Raw genomic sequence first — 22347 nt, 5'->3', positions numbered from 1 at the left:
ATCGGCGCGTAACGCCATAAAGGAAGGGCTTGTGAGGGAAGTCGGCGGGAAGTGACTCACCGCTCCAACGTCGTAAACGAAGTCTGAAGCGCTGTGCAAGTAGCGTCAGTATTGAGTTTATTTCAACGTAATTTCTATGCACTACTTCACAATCATCGTTATGGATTAATGCCGATGATCGAGAAACGTGCAGCGCAGCGTTACCGTGTTTTCAAGGGTGGAACGATCACCTTTGAAAGCAGCGGCATCGCGTGCACGGTGCGAAACATGTCGGAAGGCGGCGCGGCGATCGAGCTCGATTCCCCCGTCATATTGCCGAAATCATTCACGCTCTCGATCGCGCGCGACAATTTCGTACGGAATTGCCGCACCGTATGGCGCAATGACAGGCGCATCGGCCTCGCTTTCGTACGATAGCGTGCGCGATGTGAACAACCGTTCGCATCGCATACACAACGCAGCATCATGCTTGCTTTATACGACGTCGACGACGCCAGCGCAGGCTCGCGATGGTCAGCAGGATGATCGCGAACACAATTGCTGACGACGACACCCAAAATCGTCCGCCCGGACGATCGATGGTGCGCGACCATAGCGACGGCCCTTCACCCGGCCGCGCCAGGCGAAACGCAACGACGCTGTCGCCGATCGAGGTGCCGACCTCGGAGTGGCCGCCGGCGCCGATCGCGACATATTGCTCGCCCTTCCAGAGATAGGTCATGGGGTTGGCGACGCCGGGCACCGGCAGCCGGCCTTGCCACAACTCCCGGCCGCTTCGCGCATCGAAGGCGCGCAGATAAGCATCCATCGCGCCGGTGAAGACGAGACCACCTGCGGTGACTGCGAGCCCGTTGACGAGCGGCGCGCCCCACGGCAGCGGCACGCCGAGCGGCGCAAGGTCTTCCGTGGTGCCGACCGTTGAACGCCAGAGGATCTTGCCGGCCTTCAGATCGACCGCGACCATCTCGCCCCAAGGCGGCTTGTTGCAAAGAAGCCCGAGCGGCGACATCACCACCGCACGCGACATCGCAAACGGCGCGCCCTTCTGCTGGCCGAAATCATGACCGGGCGGCGGATCGAATCCAGCGGCCTCCGCACGCGGGATCAGCTTGATGAGATGAACGGCGCGGGCGGTGTTGGCGTAGAGGATCTGGTTGACCGGGTCGAAGGCTGCGCTACCCCAGTTGACGCCGCCGCCGGTGAAGGGAAACTCCGCCGTGCCTTGCGTCGAGGGTGGGGTGAACAACCCCTCGTTACGTGCCTCCGCGAACTGCCTTTCGCAAGCGGAGCGACCCAGGCCAGGGAGGAGCGAGAGCGCATCCTCAGTCGAGATTCTTTGCGATGTCAGCGGCGGCACATGCGTCGGGAATGGCTGCGTCGGCGACAGTCGTTCACCTTCCGCGCCGCCTTGCGGCACCACGCGCTCTTCCACCGGCCACACCGGCTTGCCGGTATCGCGGTCGAGCACGAAGACAAATCCCTGCTTGGTCGGCTGAATCACGACATCGCGCTGGCCGTCTCCGGTGTCGATACGCGTCAGCGTCGGCTGCGACGCCAGGTCGTAATCCCAGACGTCGTGATGCACGGTCTGGAATGCCCACACGAGCTCGCCGGTCTCGATGCGCAGCGCGACCACCGAATTGGCGTGCTCGTTGTTGCCCGGCCGCTTGCCGCCCCAAAAGTCCGGCGACGGCGAGGATGTCGGCAGGAAAACCAGCCCGCGGGCCGCGTCGACCGACATCGGCGCCCAGACATTGGCGTGACCAGCTTCGACACGGTCGCGCTTGAGCGGCTCGAAGGTCCAGCGCGGCTGGCCGCTGCGCGCATCGAACGCGCGCACCACGCCGCTCGGCGCGTCGACGCGGCGGTTGTCGCCGATCGCGGAGCCAATCACGACGACACCGCGGCCGACCGCCGGCGGCGAGGTGATCTGGAATTCGCCGGGCCAATCCAGCTTCATGCCGATATCGGGCCTGACCTCACCGCCAGTGCCGAAACCGGCGCAGCGAATGCCTGTCTTTGCATCGAGCGCGATCAGGCGGACATCGTTCGTGCCCATGAAGATGCGCGATCGGCAGGCGGCATTCGCGGGCGCCTCATCGTCGATCCAGTAGGTCACGCCACGGCAGACGTAGCGGTTGGCGGGCCGCTGATTGGTCGCGATCTTCGGATCGAAGCGCCATTTCTGCGCGCCCGTGCCGGGATCGAGCGCGATCACCTCATTGAAGGGCGAGCAGAAGATCAGGCTGTCCTCGACGAACAACGGTGTCGCCTGGAATTTGGTTCGCCGCATCACCTCGGGCGGCCGCGCCGCGAGATCGCCGGTATGGAATTCGAAGGCCCGAACCAGATTGTCGACATTGTCGGGCGTGACCTCCCGCAAAGGCGAGAAGCGTGAGCCGCCGGGATCGCCACCCCAGCTCTCCCAGGCGATGCCTGGCCACGAGGAAAACAAGAGGAGCACGATGGCGGCGGCCGACTGACATAGACGGCTCGCCAACGCCCCCCTCATTTATTTGGGCTTCTTGGCAGGTTCAGCCGGACGGGCTCCGCCCCACGGGTCGTACTTCTCCTTGGGCTCCGGAATGCGCTCGAGCGCGGCCTTGTAGGCCTTTTCGTCGACCTTGGGCTTGTTGTCCGACTTCGCTTCGTTCGGCTGGCCTCTGCTGCGGCCCTGCGCCTGCGCCGACGCAGCCGTTAGTGCGAGCACGGCGGCCGCGATGACCAAAATCCGCATTGATGCAATCCCCCTCGTCTGGGGCACAAACTAGCCTGCAATCCCGTAATAGCAAATGCCGGAGGGCCGGAATTTCAGCAAATCTTGATCGGCCGGGACTTTGCCGGATCGCATTCCTGCCTATCTGTTGGCCCGCAGGGGACCTTCACGGATGTTGCGGATTGTTGCTCATGCGGCGCTGCTGGCCAGCGCCCTCGCACTTGGTTCTTGCGGCTTCGCCGACAGCCGCGCGCCGGTGCCCGAGTTCATGCGCCTGAAGGAAGCCGAGCAGCCGCCACCCGAAGCGCCCCCCGACGTCAAGCGCGTGGTCCGCGAGCAGATCAACGTGGTCTTCCTCAACACGTCCTATCCGCGCGAGGTGCACGTCGCCCCGCCCCATCGGGAGGTGCGGGGACAGGGCTGGACCGCCTGCGTCAGCGCGCAGCTCACCTCCGCCACCGGCTCCACACTCGGCACCCAGATTTACATCGTGACGATCTCAGGCGGAAAAGTGGTCGATCGCCGCCGCGCGGAAGCCGACGACATCTGCGGGACGGAAACCTACGAGCCGATCTAGGAACAAATCACGCCGACACGCGCTCCGGTTCCGGGAAAAACCTGTAATTCGACCCGGAACGATCACCGCCTCCCCTTCTTGTTACCCCCGAGGGCAGTTTCGGAGGAGGACACGATGAGGACATTCACGATCGCACTACTGGCTGGCGTCGGCGCCCTCGCTGCGGCGAGCGGCGCGAAGGCCGCGGACATCTACACGACCAGCGAATACGCCAACCCTGAGCTCGTTCAGGAAGTCCGGCTTGTCTGCGATGACGCCGGCAATTGCTATCGCACCCGTGGCGGCTCGCGCGTGATCGTGCGCGACTCCTACAACGCCATGCCGCGCGATCGCTATTACGAGCGCCGCACCTATCGCGACTGGGACGATGGTCCGCGCGGCGGCGTCGGCATTCGGGCGCCCGGCGTCAGCGTGGGCGTCGGTGTCGGCGGCGACCGCTGGTAGTCACTGAAGCTCTAACAGGGCAGGACCGGACGAGATCCACTCGCCCGGTCCTGCCCATGTCAGGTTTCGAGCGGATCGGCCGGCGCGACGAGGCGCGTTGATGACGGGAGCTGCGCGACGAAGCGGGCGAGCACCATGCCGGCAAGCATTGCGGCGACGAAGATGAAAGCGGACGCCGAGCCGAATCCGAGCGCGGTGAGCGCAGGGCCCGGACAAAAGCCTGCGAGCCCCCATCCGATGCCAAAGATGGCGGGACCGGCGATAACTCTCGAATCGATATCCTTTCGCGTCGGAAGGTAAAAGCGGTCTGCGAAAAACGGTCGCGCGAGTTTCAAGACACGGCTGAAGCCGATGAAGGTTACCGCGACAGCACCCGCCATCACGAAGGCGAGGCTCGCATCCCACGTTCCGGCGGGAATGCCGGCGACGTCCAAGAAGTTCAGCACCTTTGCCGGATTCGACATGCCGGAGACGATGAGCCCGATACCGAAGAGGAGGCCGATCGCGAATTGGATGAGGATTGCCATCGTCGTCAGCCCCAGTGCCGCATCACGAAGACAGTGGCAATGCCCGCCGACATGAAGGTGATGGTCGCGACCAGCGATCGCAGCGACAGCCGCGACAGGCCACAGACGCCATGGCCGGACGTGCAGCCGCTGCCCCAGACCGCACCGAAGCCCGTGAGCAATCCGGCGACGATCAGCACCGGCGTTCCCGCCGCGATCGTTTGCGCCGGCAGGCTTCCGCTGACAATGCGCACCAGGATGGGTGCGGCGACGAGGCCGGCGACGAAAGCGAGCCGGCCGGCGAACTCGCGGTCCTCGTAAGGCGGAAACAGCCGCGCCGCGATGCCGCTGACACCGGCGATCCGTCCCGTCGCCCACATCAGGAGCACGGCGGACAGTCCGATCAACGCGCCACCAAGGAGCGACGCCATCGGCGTGAAAGGTGTGGCGATCATTGTGATCCTCCAGGTCGAGAGCTTCCATCATGGCACGCCGCGGCGGCCCGAATGCTCAATGAGACGTTAATATTACCATTCGAATTGAAGCGGCGTCCCAACGGAATTTTCCAATCTTTGCGCTAAGCATGACCTTCTGAACGGGGAACGACGGGACGTGGTCGATATCGCGCATCAGGCAGCGATCAATCCGGCATCGGCAAGGGCTGCCGCGGCAACGCGCGCGCTCGTCCCCCTCACGTCCATCGATCCCGGCCAATGGCGCGCGCTCGCCCAGCGCGTGATCGAGCCGAACGGCTACTACCTGCCGGGCTGGGAGCTCGCCGTGAGCGAGGCCGCACGCGGCCGCACCGACGCCTCGGCGCTACCCGCATTCGACGGCTCGTCGGTGCGGCTGATCGGGCTGATGCCGGTGGTCTCGCTCTGGCGCGCCTGGAAGATCCCCCTGCCCGCGCTGGTGAGCGCGCATCCCTATGGCACCCTGTGCAGCCCCCTGATCGACCGCGACGCGCCGATCGAAGCGGCCACGCGCCTGTTGCAGCAGGCGCGCGAGGCCGGAGCACATGCGCTCGTGCTCAACGACGTTGCACTCGACGGCGCGGCGATGAGTTCGCTCAAGGACGTTCTCAATCGCGACGGCCTGAAGCCGCGTATCCTCTCCTCCTACATCCGCGCCAGCCTCGACGCGACGCAGGATGGTGAAACGCTGTTGCATGAAGCGCTCGGCGCCAAGAAGCTCAAGGAGCTGCGTCGCCAGCGCCATCGCCTCGAAGAGCACGGGCCCGTCGCCTTCGCGGTCGCGCGCAAGCCCAACGAGATCGGGCCGGCGCTCGAAACATTCCTGCAACTCGAGGCCAGTGGCTGGAAAGGCAAGCGCGGCACCGCGCTGATCCAGCATGCGGGCGATGCGACCTTCATTGGCCGCGCGGTTCTTGCGCTGGCAGAGACCGCGCAGTGCGAGGTCATCACGCTGCGCGCTGGCACGACGCCGGTGGCGGCCGGCATCGTGCTACGCCACCAGGACCGCGCCTTCTTCTTCAAGCTCGGTATCGACGAACGCTTTGCAAGATATTCGCCGGGCGTGCAGCTCACGCTCGACCTCACGCGGCATCTCTGCGCCGATCCGGCCATCGCCAGCGCGGACTCCACGGCGAGCGCCGACCACCCCATGATCAACCCGATCTGGCGCGGGCGCTTTGCCATCGGCGACGTGCTGATTCCGCTGCGGCGTCACGATCCTGTCGTCGCGATCATTCACGCGGCGCTGGTTGGCCTCAACGTCGCGCACGACGGCGCGCGACGCGTGGTGCGTCTGCTCCGCAAATAAGCGAAAGCTACTCTGCCGCCTGCGCGTTGATCTCCGCCGAGACCTCGCGAATGGCGCGGGCGAGCAGGTTCGGATCCTGCGCGCCGGAGACGGCGTATTTCTGCGCGAACACGTAGGTCGGCACGCCGGAGATGCCCTTCTCGGCGGCCTCCTGCGCGTCGGCCGACACGCGTGCGACGTCCTCGTCGGTGGCGAGGCGCTTGCGCACGTCGTCGGCATCGAGGCCGACATCGGCGGCCGCCTGCACCAGCACGTTCACGTCAGTGAGGTCGCCGCCGTCGCGGAAATACAGCTCCATCAGCCGCTGCTTCATCTCGGGCGCCTTGCCGATCGCCTCGGCCCAGAGGATGAGGCGGTGACAGTCGGTGGTGTTGGGCTGGCGCGCGACCAGCTCGGGCTTGTAGACAAGGCCCTCCTCGCTTGCAGCCGCGACGACGCGGCCGGCAATGCCCTTATAGGCTTCGACCGAGCCGAACTTGGTGGTGAGATAGTCCTCGCGGCTGATGCCCTCGCGCGGCACCCACGGATTGAGGAAAAAAGGACGGAAATTGAGTTTGACGGGAACGTCGGGCACGAGCGCCAGCGCGCTCTCGATCCGGTGCTTGCCGATATAGCACCAGGGGCACACCACGTCGGAGACGACATCGATCTGGAGCGGTTTCAACGTGCTCATAGCGCCTCCTTCGGGCGATGCGGGTTTGACCCAAGATAAGCCGAAGATAAGCAGAACCCGCCCCGAGGCAAGGGCGCTAGGTCATAGCTGCTGCCATCTGCTTCAGCCGCTCGGCGGTGCGCTCGTCCGCCGGGAAGAATGTCTCCAGCGCCAGCTCCGACAGCGTGATGTCCACAGGTGTGCCGAACACCATGGTGGTGGAGAAGAAACTTAGTATCTCTCCGCCATGGCGCAGCTTGAAGGGAATCGCGACATTGTCGCTCGACAGCGGCCCCGAGCGCGCCGGGATGGGATAGCTCTTGAGGTCGTTGTAGAGCTTGATCAGCTCAGGATCGGCCGTTGCCTCGCATTGCCGGTGCAGCCGCTCCAGCAGATGCCCGCACCATTCCGCGAGATTGACCGTGCGCGGCGCCAGCGCTTCAGGGTGAAACGCGAGCCGCAGCACGTTGAAGGGCTGACCGAGCAGCCGCTGCGGGATGCCTTCGAGCAGCGGCGCCACCATGCGGTTGGCGGAAACCAGATTCCAGTGCCGGTCATAGGCCAGCGCCGGATTGGGCTCATGCGCCCTGAGAACGAGGTCGATCGCCTGGCGAGCTGATTTCAAGGCGGGATCCTCCAGCGGGCGCTGCGGAAACGCCGGCGCATAGCCGGCCGCGACCAGCAGCACGTTGCGTTCGCGCAAGGGTACCTCGAGACGTTCGGCGAGCCTGAGCACCATGTCGCGCGAGGGCGCAGCGCGGCCGGTCTCGACGAAGCTCAAATGCCGCGCGGAAATCTCGGCCTCGCCCGCCAGATCGAGCTGGCTCATGCGGCGGCGTTGCCGCCATTCGCGCAAATGGTCGCCGATATGGACGGGCTGGCTGCGTTCGGCCTGTGCCGTAGATGCATGTGCGTTCATGCTCGAAAACCTAGCATGCGGATCTCAGCCCTTCCATTACCCGCGAGGTAATGAATATTGGCATGTAACCAGCTGAAATCGCTTAATCTCTTTTCGCAGACTCTGCTCGACACCAATACCGGACGAGCAAAGTTTGCGAAGAAGGGTGCAACGTCGCCCGCATCACCTGCGAGCTCGCCGCATCGCAAGTGACCGCGATGAGGCATGCGTACGCTGGAAGTACAGATTTGGGATTACCTGCACCGCCAGAGGACCGCCGACTATGAAACGGCCTTCCCGGAAACCTTGTCGAAAAGGTGCGTTCGCTCCAGATCGATCGCGACATCTATTGGGCAATCCGGCGCCGCAGAAACACCGACTTGCATCTGCGCCGTGAATGGAAATGCGCCCACGGTTCCAATCACGAGAGTATGCGGCCCGAGCGGCTCCACGTCTTTCACCATCATGCGGACGGAGGAGCCCGGTGGCGCATCTTGCCGCAGCACGTGGTCGGGCCGCACGCCGAGCACAACCGGCTTGCCGATGCTCCCTGCATAGGCCGCCTCTCGGGATTTCGGCAATCTCAACGCCGTACCCGAGGGTTCGGTGAAGATCAGTGCACCGTCGCGAGCGGCAATCTCCCCGTGGATGAAATTCATGCTGGGCGCGCCCATGAAGCCCGCGACGAAGAGATTGCTTGGTTTCTCATAGATCGTGATCGGATCAGCCGCCTGCTCGATGCGGCCGCGATTCATCACCACGACCCGATCGGCCATGGTCATAGCTTCGACCTGATCGTGTGTGACATAAACGATCGTCTTGGCGAGACGGCGATGCAATGCCTTGATCTCGGTCCGCATCTCGATGCGGAGTTTGGCGTCGAGGTTTGACAATGGCTCGTCGAACAGAAACACGTCCGGGCTGCGCACGATGGCACGGCCGATCGCCACGCGCTGACGCTGCCCACCGGAGAGCTGCTTGGGCCGACGGTCCACGTATTGCTCGAGGTCGAGAACCCGCGCCACGTCCTCGACGGCTTTCGCGATATTGGCGCGCGACTCGCCCCGCGCCTTCATGCCGTAGCCGATATTCTCACCAACAGTCATATGCGGATAGAGCGCATAATTCTGGAACACCATCGCGCAATTACGCAAGCCTGGGCGCAGCTGCGTCACATCGCGATTACCGATACGAATGGTTCCACTGGTGACCGTCTCCAGTCCCGCTATCATGCGCAACGTCGTGGTCTTGCCGCAGCCGGACGGTCCGACAAGCACGACAAACTCCTCGTCGGCCACACTCAGATTAAGCCCCTCGATGATCTTGTAGGGCCCATATGCCTTGCTGACGTTCTCGATCTCGACGTGCGCCATGGATTCCTTTTTCCGTCCCTATATCGACGGCCAACAAAGCCCGGATGATGCTCACGCATCATCCGGGGCAGTCTCCGCGGAAGCTAGTTCTTCGGTGAGAGGCCCATCGCCGCGCGATAGGCGGCGAGTTGCTTCGCGCGGCCGAACTCATCGGTCAGGCGATTCCATTCCTTCGCGACCGCGTCCAGCGCGGCCTGCGGCGTGGTCTGGCCGGCCAGCGCCTTGCCAAGCTCAATCTCCACAACCTCGGTGTAGGAGAAATAGCCGGGCAAACGCATGTCGAGCGCAACGTTCTTGCCGTTAATGGAGTCGGCCTGGGCGCCGAGATATTCCTTGGCTTCCGTCGGCGAGAAGATCTTGCTCCACAACTCCAGATTCGTGGTGTGCGACTTGCGGTATGGGTTGACACCCGTGCCACCGGTAATCGCGGCCTTGCCGGAGACTTCAGGGCTTGTCAGCGTCTTGACGAAATCCCATGCCGCCTGCTGGTTCTTGCCCACCTTTGGCACGGCAATCTGCCAGCCTCCGAACGCCATGAAGGGTGCCGGCAGCACTGCCGGAAACTTGTCCCACTTCTTGGTTTTGGCGTTCCATATCTCGTCAGAGCCGGGCAGCACCGCAGAGCCCACCTTGCCGGAAATCTTCGATTGCTTGGGGTCGGCCGCGATCACGCCGGTGTCGCCCCAACCGATCGACTCGGCCACCTGGCCGCCGGCCACGGCGGCATTGACCTCGCCGAACGAAAAGTTCAGCGCATTGGGCGGGCCAAGCTTGGAAGCGCGAATATATTCCTCCAATCCCTTCACCCAGCCCGGATTGTTGATCTGGGCATCCATCGTTTCGGGGTCGAAGAACATCGCGCCCGGATAGTTCGGGTTGTTGGTATAGGCCGCCGCGTGGCTGAAGAAGAACCAGAACTGCTGGCCACCGCGACGGAAGGCCTCCGCCGTGCCCCAGAGTCCCTTGTCGGGGCGCTGAAAGAACTCCGCGATGTCGAGATATTGCTTCCAGGTCTTTGGCGGCGCCAGGTCGTAGCCGTACTTGGCCTTGAAGGCGTCCTTCTCCTTGGGATCGCTGAACAGGTCGGTGCGATAGGTGTAGGTGTGAACGTCGCCGTCCATCGATTGCGAATAGATCTTGCCTTCCCACACCATCAGGCGCTCGCGGTAGGCCGGCTCGACATCGTCCCAATCCTTGCCGGACTGCATCTCTTTCGGCATCTCGCTGAGATAGGTGACGAAGTCGGGCAGCCAGGCCGGCGCAAAGCTGACCAGATCGAACGTCGCGTCAGATCCGGTAAGCGATGTAACGATCTTCGGGTAGAGCTCCGACCAGGGGAACTCGACCACATTGACTTTGCCGCAGGTCTTCTTGGTCCATTCGTCCGCACCGAGCTTGAGCGCGGAGGCGATATACGGTCCGGTCTGCGACGCCACAGTCAGGGTGACGCCGGAGTAATCCGGGCTACAAGCAGCGTTCGCCTGGCTCGCGGTGCAAGCCATCGCGAGCGAGGTGGTCAGCATCAGAAACGTCCGTCGCAACATCGTCCAGTCCTCCCTACATAGGTTTTTGTTATTTGATTGCTCCGAGCAGCAGGCCCGACCGCATCATGCGGCTGAGCAGACCTGCCATGATCATCATCGGAATGATGGCGACGAGCGCCGCGGCCGAGATCGCCCACCATTCGTCGCCGCGCTGGCTGTTCTGTCCTGCCACCAGGATCGGCAGCGTCTGCCATCTGGAATTGGTCAGGAACAGCGCGAACAGGAACTCGTTCCAGACGAAGGCGAGCGTGATCATGAAAGTCGCCAGCAGTCCGTTCATCGACATCGGCACCACGATGCCGAGGAAGATGCGCCAACTTGGCACGTTGTCGACCATCGCAGCTTCTTCGACCTCGATCGGAATGGCCTCGAAAAAGTCGCGCATCAGCCAGACCACGATCGGCAGCGAGAACGCGACGTAGCACAGCGTCAGGCCGACAAAGCTGTCGATGAGCTGGAAGCCGAGCCGGCCGATTTCGCTGTAGAGGAGATACAGCGCGAAAGCCGTGACGATCGGCGGAAACATGCGCTGGCTGACGAACCAGAACAGGATGTCTTCATTGCCGAGGATCGGCCCCGGCAGCGGCAGGCGGTTGGCCAGGATTGCAGCGGCAAGCGCGATCGGGAACGCCAGCAGCAGCGCCTGCGCGCGGGTGAATCCGAGCGAATTGTTGAACAGCAGATAGCCGCCGAGCGCGAGCAGGAAGAAGATCAGGCCGGCGCCGAAGCGCACCCTGAATTCGAACCGCACCAGCGCATAGGCCGCCATTGCGCCGACGGCAGTCGCGATCGCTGCCGCCGACAAGCCAACGATTGTCGAGTTCAAAAAGGTCCGGAAGAACTCGCCACGGATACCCTGATAGAGATCAATGAAGGGCTGCAGGGTCGGCGTGAAATCGACGAACGGAATATAGGTCGGGCCGCCGACCACGCCCGGCGGGGTCTTGAACGCCGTCACGACCACCCAATAGAGCGGAAACGCCGTGATCAGGCACCATGCGAAGACACCGGCCGCGACCAGGCGGCGGCTCCAGCGCGACAGTCCGGTAAGGCCCTGCCCGCTCATCGGCGCTTCTCCAGATGCGGCCGCAGCAGCGCCAGATAAGTGACGCCAATGATCGTGATGGCGATCAGGAACAGGAAGCTGAGCGCCGACGTGTAGCCGAGATTGAACTTCTTGAAACCCTCCTGATAGGCGAACAACGTCAGGGTCTCGGTGTCCACACCCGGTCCGCCGCCCGTCATCACGAATACGGTGTCCATGATCTTGTAGCTCTCGATCAGGCGGATGAAGACGACCGCGGCGGAGATCGGCAGCATCATCGGAAAGGTGATGCCCCAGAACTGTTGCCAGGCGCTGGCGTTCTCGAGCTCGGCCGCCTCGTAAACATCTTCGGGGAGCGTTTGCAGGCCAGCCAGCATCATCAGGATGACGAACGGGGTCCACTGCCAGATCTCGACAGCGATGATGCAGGCGAGCGCCCAATGACCGTTGGTGAGGAACGGCAGGTTCGCCATGCCGAACATGGACAGGAACTGGTTGAGCGGCCCCATGGTCGGATTGAAGATCATGCGAGCAACAAGCGCGACGGCAACCGGGGCCAGAAGCATGGGCAGCAGCAAGGCAACGCGAAATAGCCGTTCGCCCGGAACGCGCGCGTTCAGCGCGAGCGCAACGCCAAACCCGATCACGTATTGCAACCCGACGGCAATGAACGCGATCAGCGTCGTCGTGAAGATCGCATTCCAGAAGCGCGGCTCTTGCAGGAGCGTAGCATAATTGCCGAACCACACGACCCGCGGCGGGATCGGCGGAACCAGGCGATAGCTGAGGAAGCTCGTGGTCAACGAATAGATCAGCGGAAAGATCGAGATCGCCAGCACGACGAGCACCGCCGGCCAGATGAAGACATGCTTGATCGGATCGTTCCGCATCATGAGCAGATCATCCCTTCAACAGGGCTTCAATCTCAGCGCGCCGCGGCATGGCAGGCGCAGTCCCCGCGCGCGTCACGGAAATCCCCGCCGTGGCGGAACCGAAGCGCGCCGCTTCCAGGGGATCGGCGCCGCCCGCAAGCGCTGCAGCGAAGCCGCCGACGAATGCGTCGCCCGCGCCCGCGGTTTCGACCACCTTGCCGGCGGCGAACGGGGGCACGTGTAGCGAGCGATCTCGCCCGTGAAACAGCGCCCCGCGTTCGCCGAGCGTGATCAGCGCGGTGCCCGCTCCCTTGGCCACCAACGCTTCGCCGGCGCGGCGGGCGCCGGCAAGATCGCTCACCGCGATCCCCGTCAGCGCTTCCGCCTCGGTCTCATTGGGAACGACGTAGTCGCACAAGGCAAACAGGCCATCGTCGAATTTGACCGCAGGTGCCGGGTTGAACACGGTGATGCTCCCCGCAGCGCGCGCGATCTCGAGCCCGCGTTGCGCGGCCGCGACCGGTTGCTCGAGCTGGGTCACGAAGACGCGGCTGGTGCGGATCGCATCCGCCGCCGCGTCGACGTCGCTGGGGCTGAGACCGTCGGCCGCTCCGCTCACCACGATGATGGCGTTGTCGCCGCGTGTCTCGTGGACATAGATGAAGGCCGCGCCGGTCGGCGCCTCCGAAGTCCTGGCGACGCGCGGTCGAATGCCCTCGGTTTCCCACGTCTTGATGGCAAGATCACCGAAGGCGTCGCGGCCGATCCGGGAGATGAAGGTCACGTCTGCGCCTGCGCGCGCAGCGGCCACGGCCTGGTTCGACCCCTTGCCGCCTGGTCCCATGGCAAATCCCGAGCCGGCGATCGTTTCACCGATCGCGGGCATGTTGCCGGCCCGGAAGGCCAGATCGACGACGAAGATGCCGAGCACTGCGACGCCAGTCTTGCTCATGGTCGTTACTCTCCGTCCGGCGCGATGACGCCCTTGGAAAACAGGAAGCAGCCGTAGAAGCGCCGCTCTCCCGTGGCGATCACGCAGTAGGCCGTCTTGGCCTTTTCATAGAAGGCATGGCGCTCGACCCCGACCAGCGGCCAGGAGCGTCCCTCGGCGCGGTCGATCGCGGCCTGCACCTCGCGCTGCACCGGCGGCACCTCCTGGGGCTGGCCAACAATCTCCATGCGGATCGCGGCATCGTCGACGAACGTATCGAGCGGCAGCACCGAGAGGATGGCTTCGATCGCCTTTGCCGTACTGACGTTGTCGATGCGAAGCAGCTCGCCGAACACGGTCTGGCGCGCGATGGAGTCGGCAGGAAAATTGGTGTCGCACACCACGAGGCGGTCCCCGTGCCCCATTGCGCGCAAGGCGTAAAGCACGTCGGCATTGAGCAGTGGATTGATGCCCTTGAGCATGTTGCGTCCCTCCCTTGTCTTCAAAAAATCGCCCGAACTCTGATGGTCCGGATGCCAACCCGTATCACCGCAAGGTGACGTCTTTAGTCGCCATAGGGAATCCAGATGTTCTTCACCTGCACCGCGTGGCGGAGCAGGATCGGACCTTCGCTCGCCACCCGGTCGTACCAATCGAGCGCCAGCCCGTGGTCGACCAGCGTGCGCTTGAGGTTGCCGATCGACAGCCGCTCCGCAGCAGTCGAGGCCTCCTGCGAACCGAACACCCAGAGCGCATCGACGTCGTCATGCTCGGCAAGGACCTTCGCGAGCGCATCGCGCTCGCCGGTGACGATATTGACGACGCCTGCCGGCACATCCGACGTCTCCAGCACCTGATAAAAATCGGTCGCTGCAAGCGGATGCCGCTCACTTGGGACGGCGACGACGCGGTTGCCCATCGCAATCAACGGTGCCACCAGGCTGATGAAGCCCAGCAACGGGGCCTCGTCCGGACAGGCCACCCCGACCACGCCGATCGGCTCGTGCATGGCAAGCGCCACGCCGCGCAACGGCGGTGCATGGATCGTCCCCTCGTATTTGTCGGCCCAGGCCCCATAGCTGAACAGCCGTTCGATACTCGCCTCGACCTCCGCGCGCGCCTTGGCGGGCGAAACGCCGGTCATATCACCGACGCGCCGGGCGAACTCGTCGCCACGCGCGGACAGATTCTCGGCAAGGTAGTAGAGGATTTGGGCGCGATTATGCGTCGTCGCCCGCGCCCACCCCTCGGCCGAGCGCGCGGCGGCCACCGCGTTACGGATATCCTTGCGATTGCCCTCGCCGGCTTCGCCGAGGTGCTTCCCCTTCGGCGACAGCACCGCGCGCGAATAATTTCCGTCGGGACGAACCTGCTTGCCGCCGACGAACAGCTTGGCGGTTCGGTCGATCGACGGCGTGCCAAATCCGGCGCCGTCGTTAGAAGCCGCCGGGGATGGCGGCGGCACCTTCGCCCGCGCCTTCCGCCCGCTCCAGGCTTTCGGCTTGAGATATTCGTAGAGACCTTCCCGGCCGCCCTCGCGACCGAAGCCGGACTCGCGATAGCCGCCGAAGCCGACGCAGGCATCGAACAAATTGGTCGCATTGACCCAGACCACGCCGGCCTGAAGCTTCGGCGCGATATCGAGCGCCAGCCCGATGGTCTCGCTCCACACGCTGGCGGCAAGGCCATAGCGCGTGTTGTTGGCGAGCATCACCGCCTCGTCCGGCGTGCGGAACGTCATCGCGACCAGCACCGGGCCAAAGATCTCCTCGATCGCCACGGTCGATGACGGATGTACGTTCCAAAGCAAGGTCGGGGGATAGAAGCATCCCTCAGCGGGGATCGGCCCCGGCGCCTGATACTTCTCGGCGCCCTCCTTGACGCCGGTTTCGACCAGCGCCTTGATCCGCTCGAGCTGCACCGGTGCGACCACCGCGCCCATGTCGATCGCCTTGTCGAGCGGCGGACCCACGCGCAGCGTCTCCATGCGGCGGATGAGGCGCTTGCGGAATGTCTCTGCGATCCCTTCCTGCAGCAGAAGCCGCGATCCGGCACAACAGACCTGGCCCTGGTTGAACCAGATCGCATCGACCACGCCTTCCACGGCGCCATCGATGTCGGCGTCGTCGAACACGATGAACGGCGACTTGCCGCCGAGCTCGAGCGTCAGCGACTTCCCGCTGCCTGCGGTCGACTGACGGATCAACCGCCCGACCTCGGTCGACCCCGTGAAGGCGATCTTGTCGACACCGGGATTTTCGACCAGCAACGCGCCGGTGGCGCCATCACCCGTCACCACATTCAACACGCCGGGCGGCAGGCCGGCTTCCGCCGCGAGCTCGGCGAACAGCAGCGCGGTGAGTGACGTGAACTCTGCCGGTTTCAGCACCACGGTGTTGCCGGTCGCCAGCGCGGGCGCGATCTTCCAGGCCAGCATCAGCAGCGGAAAGTTCCAGGGGATGATCTGGCCGATCACACCGACCGGGACATGGTCGGCGAATTCGCGGTCCTGCAATTGTGCCCAGCCGGCGTGATACAGGAAGTGGCGCGCGGCGAGCGGCACGTCGAGATCGCGGGTTTCCCTGATCGGTTTGCCATTGTCAATCGCTTCCAATACCGAGAACAGACGAGCATGACGTTGCAGCATGCGCGCCAGCGCATAGAGATGACGGGCACGACCGTGACCACCGAGCTTTGCCCATGACGACTGCGCCGATCGCGCGGCGCCGACTGCAGCCTCGACATCCGCTGCGATGCCTTGCGCGATCTTGGCCAGCGTCTTTCCGGTGGCTGGCTCGATCGTCGTCAGATGCTTGCCCGAAGCCGGCGCGACGAATTTACCGGCAATAAAATGCCCAAACGTCGCGTCGTGCCGCTTCAGCCAGGCGCGCGCCTCGCCGTCCGCCTCGGGAGCGGGACCATAATCCATGGTCTCAAAGTAATGTGCGATACTCATGCTCAGCCCACGGGATGACGGTTGAAGGCCGAGTAGCGGCCGGTGACGTGATGCTCGAGCTGGCGCTCGATGTCGGCGAGCAGGCTCGAGGCGCCGACGCGGAACAGATCCGGCTCGAGCCAATCGCGTCCCAACTCCTCCTTCATCAGGAACTGGTAGTTGAGCACATCCTTCGCCGTCGAGATTCCGCCGGCCGGCTTGAAGCCTATCTTGAAGCCGGTCCGCTCCTCATAGACCCTGATCATGCGCAGCATCGCCAGCGTCACCGGCAGCGTGGCATTGACGCCTTCCTTGCCGGTGGAGGTCTTGATGAAGTCCGCGCCGGCCATCATGCAGACCATCGACGCCTTGGCGACGTTGCGCAGCGTTTTGAGGTCGCCGGTTGCGAGGATCGTCTTCAGATGCGCATCGCCGCAGGCTGCGCGGAAATCCCGGACCTCGGCGTAGAGAGCGCGCCAATCTCCGGTCAGCACATGCTCACGCGTGATGACGATGTCGATCTCCTGCGCACCGTCCCTGACGGACGCCTCGATCTCCTTGAGCTTCAGATCGTGAGGCACGAGGCCTGCCGGAAATCCGGTCGAAACCGCAGCGACCGGAATGTCATACCCATCGAGCGCTTCGACCGCGGTTGCGACGAAGCGGTGATAGACGCAGATCGCGCCCGTGTGCAGCCGGCGCCCGGCAAAACCGAGTGCCTCGAGGAGGTCACTTCGTATCGGGGCCCTCGCCTTGGCACAGAGGCGCTTCACCCGTTCGGCCGTATCGTCGCCGTTGAGTGTCGTCAGGTCGATGCAGGTGATCGCCTTGAGCAACCACGCCGCCTGCGCGTCCTTCTTGACGGTGCGCCGGCCCGGCAGGCTCGCAACGCGGCGCTCGGCGGCGGACAGATTGATCCGGATATCGTCGACCCAGTCCATCTCGAGCGCGCGGCCGCTGTTGCGCGCGATCGGATGCGGATGATTGTGATCCCGCGCATGGGGCTGCGCCGGCACCGCGGATGGATTTGATATCAAGACGCCCTGCGCCATCGGTACGCCGCGCAATGCTAGCGAATCGGCTGAAACGGCAGATAGACTGAATGTGCCGATTGCAACATGCGATCCTCCCATCCCTTGGCCGCCGGCGCATCTGCTGCCTCCCGTCGCCGACAGCGAAACACCCTTCGGGCCAAATGTTATTATTGTAACAGATTGACGTTGCTAAACTCACATCATTGTAAGATCATTGTCAACCGGATAAGCAAGCTCGGTGACGAAAATGACTGAAACACCGACCGCACGCCCCAGCGAGACCCGCGTCCAACGGCTGCAACGGCTGCGACGCGCCGTCGAGACGAGCGGCGCACTGCATCTGAAGGACGCCGCAGAGCTGCTGAAGGTGTCGGAGATGACGGTCAGGCGCGACCTTGCCGGGCCCGAGGCGGCGCTCGCCCTGCTCGGCGGCTACGTCGTCAACGCGGCGTCGCCGACCGGGATCAAGTACACATTCGAGCAGGAAATCGACCAGCACACGCAGGACAAGCGCCTCGCCTGCCGATCCGCAGCCGCCTCGATCAAGGAAGGTGACACCATCTTCATCGACTGCGGCACCACGATGCAGTCGCTGGCGGATTGCCTGCCTGAGGACATGCCTCTTTCGGTGATCTGCTATTCGCTGAACGTCGCCTCGATCGTCACCCACCGGCCAGCGACGCAGGTGATGTTGATGGGCGGGCTCTACCATCCGTCGTCGCAGTCGTTCTCGTCGGATGACGGCCTGTCCTACCTGCGGCGGCTCGGGGTGAACAAGGCTTTCATCTCGGCCGGCGGCCTGCACTGGACCCGCGGCGCCAGCTGCTCGAATTTTCACGAAGTCGCCATCAAGCAGGCCGTCATCGCTACCGCGATGGAGAGCATCCTCGTGGTCGACGCCAGCAAGCTCGGCAGCCTCAAGCCGGCGTTTTTCTCCGACGTCAGCTCATTCTCGCGGATCATCGTCGGTGGCTCCGTGTCGGCAGACACGCGCAAGCACTTCCGCAGCCTTCCCGTCGAATACGTCACCAGCACGGCCTGATCCGGACGGGGGCTGGTTCGCCCGGATCAGGCTTGCTGAGCGATGCGCGGTCTCGGTGGATCGCGCATCGCTGTTTCAGGCTAGTTGCAGGCGGGCTTCGCCTTTTTGCAGGCATCCGTCAGCTCGGCCGGCGGGTCCTTCTTGAATACGGTCTTGTAGGACTCCAGCACATTCGACTGCGTCACCGGCAGCGACTGCACACCGATCCAGCCAGGCGTTTCCTTACCCAGCAGCGCGTTCATCATCGCCATCGCCTCGGCGACGCCCTGGTCGTAGGGACGCTGCGAGCCGGTCGCCTTCAGCGGCCCGCCCTTGGCAATCTCGATCGCCGATTGCAGACCGAGGTCGACCGTCGTCATGGGAATATCGATGCCCTGAGCCCGCATCGAGCTCAGCGTGTCGAGCGCCGGTTGATCCCACACCGCGTACAGTCCCTTGACGTCGGGATTGCCGGTCAGGAAGTCGCCCGCGATCTGCGAGACCTTCGGCGGATCGGTGAAGTCGACCTGCTTCATCTTGATGTCAGGGCGGTTTGCTTTCATCCACTCCCGCACGCCCTTGGTGCGCTCGTTGGTGCTGAAATAGTCGACGCCGAAATTGACGAGACCGATGGTGCCGCCCTGCGCCACGCAGGACGCCAGGATCTGTGCCGCGATCTGGCCATTGCCCTGGCTATCGGCCGAGACCATCGTCGCATATTCCTCGGGATGCTTCAGACCAGTCGGGATGCTGTCCATCAGCACGAGCTTGATGCCGGCTTTGGCGATCTTCTTGTAGGTCGGCGCGGTCGCGGTGAAATCGACCGGAATCGAAATGATGCCGTCCGGATGCTGCTGGATCGTGTTCTCGATATCGGCGATCTGCTTGTCCACCTGATATTCGGCGGACGCGACGCCCGTCACCGTCACGCCGTACTTCTTCAGCGTGTCGGTGATGCCCTGGATCTGGAGCTGCGACCAGTCGAGGTTGACCGTCTGCATGGAGATGCCGACCTTGAAGTTCTTCTCCTTGATCTTGGCGGCGTCGGCCTCCGACAGCGCGAGCACCTCGGGGGAAGCCGCCTTTTCGCCGTGGGGTCCCTGGCCGACGATCGACTTCGGCCCGAGCTTCGCGAGATCGACACCCTTGACGCAGGTCGCGGGCACTTCGGCGCGAGCCGACGGGATCATCGAGAGGGCGGCAGCGGCCACCAACGCAGTCAAAGGCAAGGATTGTCGCAAGATTGATTTCATTGTTTCCTCCATTTTTTGGTCGCCGATTCACCGGAGGGCCAGCGACCTTGCCCCTACCCGCGCAGCGCGATGAACTTGTTGTTCATGCGTCGCGCCGGACGTCGACTAGCGTTTCGTGAAAGCAACCGCGGCAACGATGATCGCGCCCTTGATCACGAGCTGCATCGGCGAGCTCACGCCGAGCAGAACAAGGCCGTTGTTGAGCGTGCCGATGATCAAGCTGCCGAACAGTGTTCCAAGGATGTAGCCGCGCCCGCCGAACAGGCTGCAGCCGCCGAGGATCACCGCGGCGATGACGTCTAGCTCCATTCCCTGCACGACGTCGGGCCGCGCGGCGTGTGAGCGCGCTGACAGCACCAGCGCCGCGAGACCAGCCAGCGTGCCGGTCAGGACGAAGGCTGCAGTCGTGACCCGTTTGGTGTTGATGCCGGAATAGAGCGCCGCAGTCGGGTTGCCGCCGACCGCATAGATGCGCCGGCCGAACACGTTATAGTGCAGCAGCAGGATGCCGATAATCATCGCCGCCAAAGTCCAGGCGATCGGAACCGGTATGCCGAGGAACGTGCCTTCGCCAAAGATCGCGAAATAGGTCTCGTTGGTGATGATCACCGGCTTGGTGTTGGTCACCATCATCGCCAGTCCCCGCGCCATGCTCAGTGAGCCCAGCGTCACCAGGAATGACGGGATCGATAGCTGCGTGGTCAGGATGCCATTGAGCAGCCCGACCAGCGCACCGGTGCCGAGCCCGGCCACGGCCCCCACGATCCAGCTGTTGTTGATCTGGCTCATCGCGAGAGCGGCCGCCATGCCCGACAGCGCCAGCGTCGAGGCAACCGACAGATCGATCTGACGCGCGATGATAATAAAGGTCATGCCGACTGCGATGATCGACACCAGCGTGGTCTGGCGCCCGATGTTCAGGAAATTGTCGACCGAGAGAAACCAGGGCGAAGACAGGCTGAACACGACCAGCAGGATCACGAAGGCGATGTACAGCATGTACGGCCGCTCGCCCCGCAGCAAATTCTGGAGAATCTTGCGGCGGCGATCAGATGGGGTCGACGAGGCGACCACGTTGGGAGCAGTCAGTTCAGTCATGCGGGAAGCTCTTGCAAGTGGCCCGGCCCGGAGGCCTGGTACATCTGGAGGAGATGATGCAGCTCTTCGGCATCATCGATCTCGCCGCGCGACAGCGTACGAGCTACACGCCCGTTGACGATCACGGAGATGCGGTCGCAGAGCTCGATCAATTCGACGAGATCGGACGAGACGACCAGGACCCCGCTGCCGTCGCGGACGGCATTCCGGATCACGGCATAGATTTCCTCGCGTGCGCCCACGTCGACGCCGACCGTCGGTTCATCCAGGAGCAGCACGCGCGGCCGCGGATCATTCCATTTTCCGAACACGACCTTTTGCTGGTTGCCGCCGGAGAGCGTCCTGACCAGGCTGAACGCGCCTGGCGCTTTCACCGAAAGCCTGGCGACCGCGGTTTCCGCACGCCTGGCGGCGGCGCGTTGCTGCATCCAGCCCCAGCGCGAGAAATGGGGAATTCGCGGCAAGGTGACGTTTCGCTCGATCGAATGGTCCAGGACCAGACCCTGCACATGCCGGTCTTCCGGCACCAGCGCGATGCCCTGCTCGATCGCATCGGCAGGCCCTCTCGGCAGCCATCCCCGGCCCTCGATCTCGATTGCGCCGCTCTCGAGCGGCCGGAGGCCAAACACTGTCTCCAAAATCTCCGTGCGGCCGCTGCCGATCAATCCGGCGAGGCCGTGGATCTCGCCCTTCAGCACGGACAGATCGACGGCACGAAGCCGGTCGTTGGACACGTCGGACAGCGACAGAACCGGCGACGGATCCAATTCACGCTTCGCGACAGGTTCGGTGCGCGGGCCCGTGGGTGCCGATCGATCGGTTCCGACGATCGCGTTCACCAGCCGCTTCATGTCGGTCTCGGCTGTGACAAACGTGCCTGCGTTAGCGCCATCGCGCAGCACCGTGACGCGCTGCGAGATCTCGAACACCTCATTGAGCCGATGGGTCACATAGATCACGCCGACTCCGCGGCGCGTCGCCTTCCCGATCGCATCGAACAGGATCCGGACCTCATCCGATGTCAGCGAGGAGGTCGGCTCGTCGAGGATCAGAAGCCGGACCTCGCCCATCAGCGCCTTGGCGATCTCCGTCATCTGGCGATAGGCGAAAGGCAGCGAGCCGACAGCCGCACTCGCATCCAGGGGAATGCCGAGCGCGTTCAGGAACGCCTCGGCCTTGGCCATCAGCGCGCGCTGCCGGACGAAGCCGAAACGCGCACGCGGCTCACGGCCGAGCAACAGATTGTCCGCAACGCTCAGGGATTCGACGAGGCTGAGATCCTGATAAACGACAGCGATCCCCGCCTCGCGCGACTTCGCCGGGCTGTCGAATTCCACCGGCCTGCCGGCGATCTCGATCGTGCCGCTGTCGAGGGCATGAACACCACTGAGAATCTTGATCAGGGTAGATTTTCCCGCGCCGTTCTCGCCCAGTAGCGCATGGACCTCGCCGGCGCGGACCTCGAGGTTGACGTCACGCAGCGCTCGCACGCCGCCGAAGCGCTTGTTGATGCCACTGACCATCACAAGCGAGGCCGACGACCGAGGTTCTGCTGCAACCGAACCGGACAGTTCCAAACTTTCCTCCCGTCGCCCCGCTAGACGCTGGTACGATGGTGACATATTGTTATTTTTGCAACTTATCCTGTTATAATTCTATCATCTCC

At 63.8% G+C, this 22347-nt stretch carries 22 protein-coding genes; 5 read left to right on the top strand and 17 right to left on the bottom strand.

All coding sequences use genetic code 11. From position 1 onward, the window contains the following. Positions 1-174: 174 nt before the first annotated feature. On the top strand, positions 175-417 hold the full coding sequence (locus AB7G19_RS15235; RefSeq protein WP_071917354.1) for a PilZ domain-containing protein: 243 nt from the start codon (positions 175-177) through the stop codon (positions 415-417). 46 nt (positions 418-463) lie between these two features. Here the strand turns inward: AB7G19_RS15235 and AB7G19_RS15230 are convergent, their stop codons facing one another. Together AB7G19_RS15230 and AB7G19_RS15225 are read right to left on the bottom strand one after the other, a co-directional pair. After that, a complete protein-coding gene (locus AB7G19_RS15230; protein WP_085404270.1) occupies positions 464-2512 on the bottom strand; it encodes a pyrroloquinoline quinone-dependent dehydrogenase in 2049 nt (682 codons plus the stop codon). Further along, complete coding sequence (locus AB7G19_RS15225) at positions 2513-2737, bottom strand: hypothetical protein (RefSeq protein WP_085404269.1); 225 nt, start codon at positions 2735-2737, stop codon at positions 2513-2515. It abuts the gene before it with no gap. Between the two features lie 151 nt (positions 2738-2888). Here AB7G19_RS15225 and AB7G19_RS15220 point away from each other — a divergent pair, with 151 nt between their 5' ends. Then, positions 2889-3293, top strand: a complete 405-nt coding sequence (locus tag AB7G19_RS15220) for a hypothetical protein (protein ID WP_085404268.1) — start codon at positions 2889-2891, stop codon at positions 3291-3293. Between the two features lie 114 nt (positions 3294-3407). After that, positions 3408-3737 carry a hypothetical protein gene (locus tag AB7G19_RS15215; RefSeq protein WP_028152664.1) on the top strand — a complete coding sequence of 110 codons (330 nt, stop codon included), beginning with the start codon at positions 3408-3410 and terminating at the stop codon, positions 3735-3737. Between the two features lie 59 nt (positions 3738-3796). Here the strand turns inward: AB7G19_RS15215 and AB7G19_RS15210 are convergent, their stop codons facing one another. Then, positions 3797-4264, bottom strand: a complete 468-nt coding sequence (locus AB7G19_RS15210; RefSeq protein WP_085404267.1) for a DUF6691 family protein — start codon at positions 4262-4264, stop codon at positions 3797-3799. Positions 4265-4269: 5 nt separating this feature from the next. Continuing rightward, a complete protein-coding gene (locus tag AB7G19_RS15205; RefSeq protein ID WP_085404266.1) occupies positions 4270-4698 on the bottom strand; it encodes a YeeE/YedE family protein in 429 nt (142 codons plus the stop codon). Positions 4699-4855: 157 nt separating this feature from the next. Between AB7G19_RS15205 and AB7G19_RS15200 the strand changes: the two genes are divergently transcribed. Continuing rightward, positions 4856-6025, top strand: coding sequence for a GNAT family N-acetyltransferase (locus AB7G19_RS15200; RefSeq protein ID WP_354130343.1), 1170 nt, complete (start codon positions 4856-4858; stop codon positions 6023-6025). A 7-nt stretch (positions 6026-6032) separates the two neighbouring features. Here the strand turns inward: AB7G19_RS15200 and AB7G19_RS15195 are convergent, their stop codons facing one another. The 10 genes from AB7G19_RS15195 to deoC all read right to left on the bottom strand — a co-directional run bounded on the left by AB7G19_RS15195 (position 6033) and on the right by deoC (position 17216). Next, positions 6033-6698, bottom strand: coding sequence for a DsbA family oxidoreductase (locus tag AB7G19_RS15195; RefSeq protein ID WP_039152160.1), 666 nt, complete (start codon positions 6696-6698; stop codon positions 6033-6035). A 76-nt stretch (positions 6699-6774) separates the two neighbouring features. Continuing rightward, entirely contained in the window at positions 6775-7596 is an 822-nt protein-coding gene (locus AB7G19_RS15190; RefSeq protein WP_085404264.1) for a helix-turn-helix domain-containing protein, read from the bottom strand. 260 nt (positions 7597-7856) lie between these two features. After that, the gene (locus tag AB7G19_RS15185; RefSeq protein WP_085404263.1) at positions 7857-8948 is read right to left on the bottom strand and encodes an ABC transporter ATP-binding protein; all 1092 of its coding nucleotides are present in this window, start codon (positions 8946-8948) and stop codon (positions 7857-7859) included. 83 nt (positions 8949-9031) lie between these two features. Then, entirely contained in the window at positions 9032-10471 is a 1440-nt protein-coding gene (locus AB7G19_RS15180; protein ID WP_306326732.1) for an extracellular solute-binding protein, read from the bottom strand. Between the two features lie 49 nt (positions 10472-10520). Further along, positions 10521-11558 carry a carbohydrate ABC transporter permease gene (locus AB7G19_RS15175; protein WP_085404262.1) on the bottom strand — a complete coding sequence of 346 codons (1038 nt, stop codon included), beginning with the start codon at positions 11556-11558 and terminating at the stop codon, positions 10521-10523. Beyond that, on the bottom strand, positions 11555-12430 hold the full coding sequence (locus AB7G19_RS15170) for a carbohydrate ABC transporter permease (RefSeq protein ID WP_063982329.1): 876 nt from the start codon (positions 12428-12430) through the stop codon (positions 11555-11557). Before AB7G19_RS15170 ends, AB7G19_RS15175 begins: the two co-directional genes overlap by 4 nt. A gap of 7 nt (positions 12431-12437) precedes the next feature. Then, entirely contained in the window at positions 12438-13361 is a 924-nt protein-coding gene (rbsK, locus tag AB7G19_RS15165; RefSeq protein WP_085404261.1) for a ribokinase, read from the bottom strand. Positions 13362-13366: 5 nt separating this feature from the next. Beyond that, the gene (locus AB7G19_RS15160) at positions 13367-13822 is read right to left on the bottom strand and encodes an RbsD/FucU family protein (RefSeq protein WP_014494077.1); all 456 of its coding nucleotides are present in this window, start codon (positions 13820-13822) and stop codon (positions 13367-13369) included. An 83-nt stretch (positions 13823-13905) separates the two neighbouring features. After that, positions 13906-16296 carry an aldehyde dehydrogenase family protein gene (locus tag AB7G19_RS15155; RefSeq protein ID WP_085404260.1) on the bottom strand — a complete coding sequence of 797 codons (2391 nt, stop codon included), beginning with the start codon at positions 16294-16296 and terminating at the stop codon, positions 13906-13908. Positions 16297-16298: 2 nt separating this feature from the next. Further along, the gene (deoC, locus tag AB7G19_RS15150) at positions 16299-17216 is read right to left on the bottom strand and encodes a deoxyribose-phosphate aldolase (protein ID WP_245344240.1); all 918 of its coding nucleotides are present in this window, start codon (positions 17214-17216) and stop codon (positions 16299-16301) included. Positions 17217-17556: 340 nt separating this feature from the next. Between deoC and AB7G19_RS15145 the strand changes: the two genes are divergently transcribed. Next, positions 17557-18351, top strand: a complete 795-nt coding sequence (locus AB7G19_RS15145) for a DeoR/GlpR family DNA-binding transcription regulator (protein WP_085404259.1) — start codon at positions 17557-17559, stop codon at positions 18349-18351. Between the two features lie 80 nt (positions 18352-18431). Here the strand turns inward: AB7G19_RS15145 and AB7G19_RS15140 are convergent, their stop codons facing one another. The 3 genes from AB7G19_RS15140 to AB7G19_RS15130 form a co-directional block, all read right to left on the bottom strand. Beyond that, positions 18432-19583, bottom strand: a complete 1152-nt coding sequence (locus tag AB7G19_RS15140; RefSeq protein ID WP_085404258.1) for a substrate-binding domain-containing protein — start codon at positions 19581-19583, stop codon at positions 18432-18434. A 105-nt stretch (positions 19584-19688) separates the two neighbouring features. Then, complete coding sequence (locus AB7G19_RS15135; protein ID WP_085404257.1) at positions 19689-20681, bottom strand: ABC transporter permease; 993 nt, start codon at positions 20679-20681, stop codon at positions 19689-19691. Continuing rightward, entirely contained in the window at positions 20678-22258 is a 1581-nt protein-coding gene (locus tag AB7G19_RS15130) for a sugar ABC transporter ATP-binding protein (protein WP_094184400.1), read from the bottom strand. Before AB7G19_RS15130 ends, AB7G19_RS15135 begins: the two co-directional genes overlap by 4 nt. Between the last annotated feature and the right edge of the window lie 89 nt (positions 22259-22347).

This window comes from Bradyrhizobium sp. 215_C5_N1_1, assembly GCF_052075935.1.
GTDB lineage: Bacteria > Pseudomonadota > Alphaproteobacteria > Rhizobiales > Xanthobacteraceae > Bradyrhizobium > Bradyrhizobium barranii.
This window is presented reverse-complemented; position numbering and strand designations above follow the sequence as displayed.

Coding starts and splice junctions, on each gene's coding strand:
- AB7G19_RS15235 (WP_071917354.1), top strand. CDS start 175: ATGATCGAGAAACGTGCAGCGCAGCGTTACCGTGTTTTCAAGGGTGGA.
- AB7G19_RS15230 (WP_085404270.1), bottom strand. CDS start 2,512: ATGAGGGGGGCGTTGGCGAGCCGTCTATGTCAGTCGGCCGCCGCCATC.
- AB7G19_RS15225 (WP_085404269.1), bottom strand. CDS start 2,737: ATGCGGATTTTGGTCATCGCGGCCGCCGTGCTCGCACTAACGGCTGCG.
- AB7G19_RS15220 (WP_085404268.1), top strand. CDS start 2,889: ATGTTGCGGATTGTTGCTCATGCGGCGCTGCTGGCCAGCGCCCTCGCA.
- AB7G19_RS15215 (WP_028152664.1), top strand. CDS start 3,408: ATGAGGACATTCACGATCGCACTACTGGCTGGCGTCGGCGCCCTCGCT.
- AB7G19_RS15210 (WP_085404267.1), bottom strand. CDS start 4,264: ATGGCAATCCTCATCCAATTCGCGATCGGCCTCCTCTTCGGTATCGGG.
- AB7G19_RS15205 (WP_085404266.1), bottom strand. CDS start 4,698: ATGATCGCCACACCTTTCACGCCGATGGCGTCGCTCCTTGGTGGCGCG.
- AB7G19_RS15195 (WP_039152160.1), bottom strand. CDS start 6,698: ATGAGCACGTTGAAACCGCTCCAGATCGATGTCGTCTCCGACGTGGTG.
- AB7G19_RS15190 (WP_085404264.1), bottom strand. CDS start 7,596: ATGAACGCACATGCATCTACGGCACAGGCCGAACGCAGCCAGCCCGTC.
- AB7G19_RS15185 (WP_085404263.1), bottom strand. CDS start 8,948: ATGGCGCACGTCGAGATCGAGAACGTCAGCAAGGCATATGGGCCCTAC.
- AB7G19_RS15180 (WP_306326732.1), bottom strand. CDS start 10,471: ATGCTGACCACCTCGCTCGCGATGGCTTGCACCGCGAGCCAGGCGAAC.
- AB7G19_RS15175 (WP_085404262.1), bottom strand. CDS start 11,558: ATGAGCGGGCAGGGCCTTACCGGACTGTCGCGCTGGAGCCGCCGCCTG.
- AB7G19_RS15170 (WP_063982329.1), bottom strand. CDS start 12,430: ATGATGCGGAACGATCCGATCAAGCATGTCTTCATCTGGCCGGCGGTG.
- rbsK (WP_085404261.1), bottom strand. CDS start 13,361: ATGAGCAAGACTGGCGTCGCAGTGCTCGGCATCTTCGTCGTCGATCTG.
- AB7G19_RS15160 (WP_014494077.1), bottom strand. CDS start 13,822: ATGCTCAAGGGCATCAATCCACTGCTCAATGCCGACGTGCTTTACGCC.
- AB7G19_RS15155 (WP_085404260.1), bottom strand. CDS start 16,296: ATGAGTATCGCACATTACTTTGAGACCATGGATTATGGTCCCGCTCCC.
- deoC (WP_245344240.1), bottom strand. CDS start 17,216: ATGGACTGGGTCGACGATATCCGGATCAATCTGTCCGCCGCCGAGCGC.
- AB7G19_RS15145 (WP_085404259.1), top strand. CDS start 17,557: ATGACTGAAACACCGACCGCACGCCCCAGCGAGACCCGCGTCCAACGG.
- AB7G19_RS15140 (WP_085404258.1), bottom strand. CDS start 19,583: ATGAAATCAATCTTGCGACAATCCTTGCCTTTGACTGCGTTGGTGGCC.
- AB7G19_RS15135 (WP_085404257.1), bottom strand. CDS start 20,681: ATGACTGAACTGACTGCTCCCAACGTGGTCGCCTCGTCGACCCCATCT.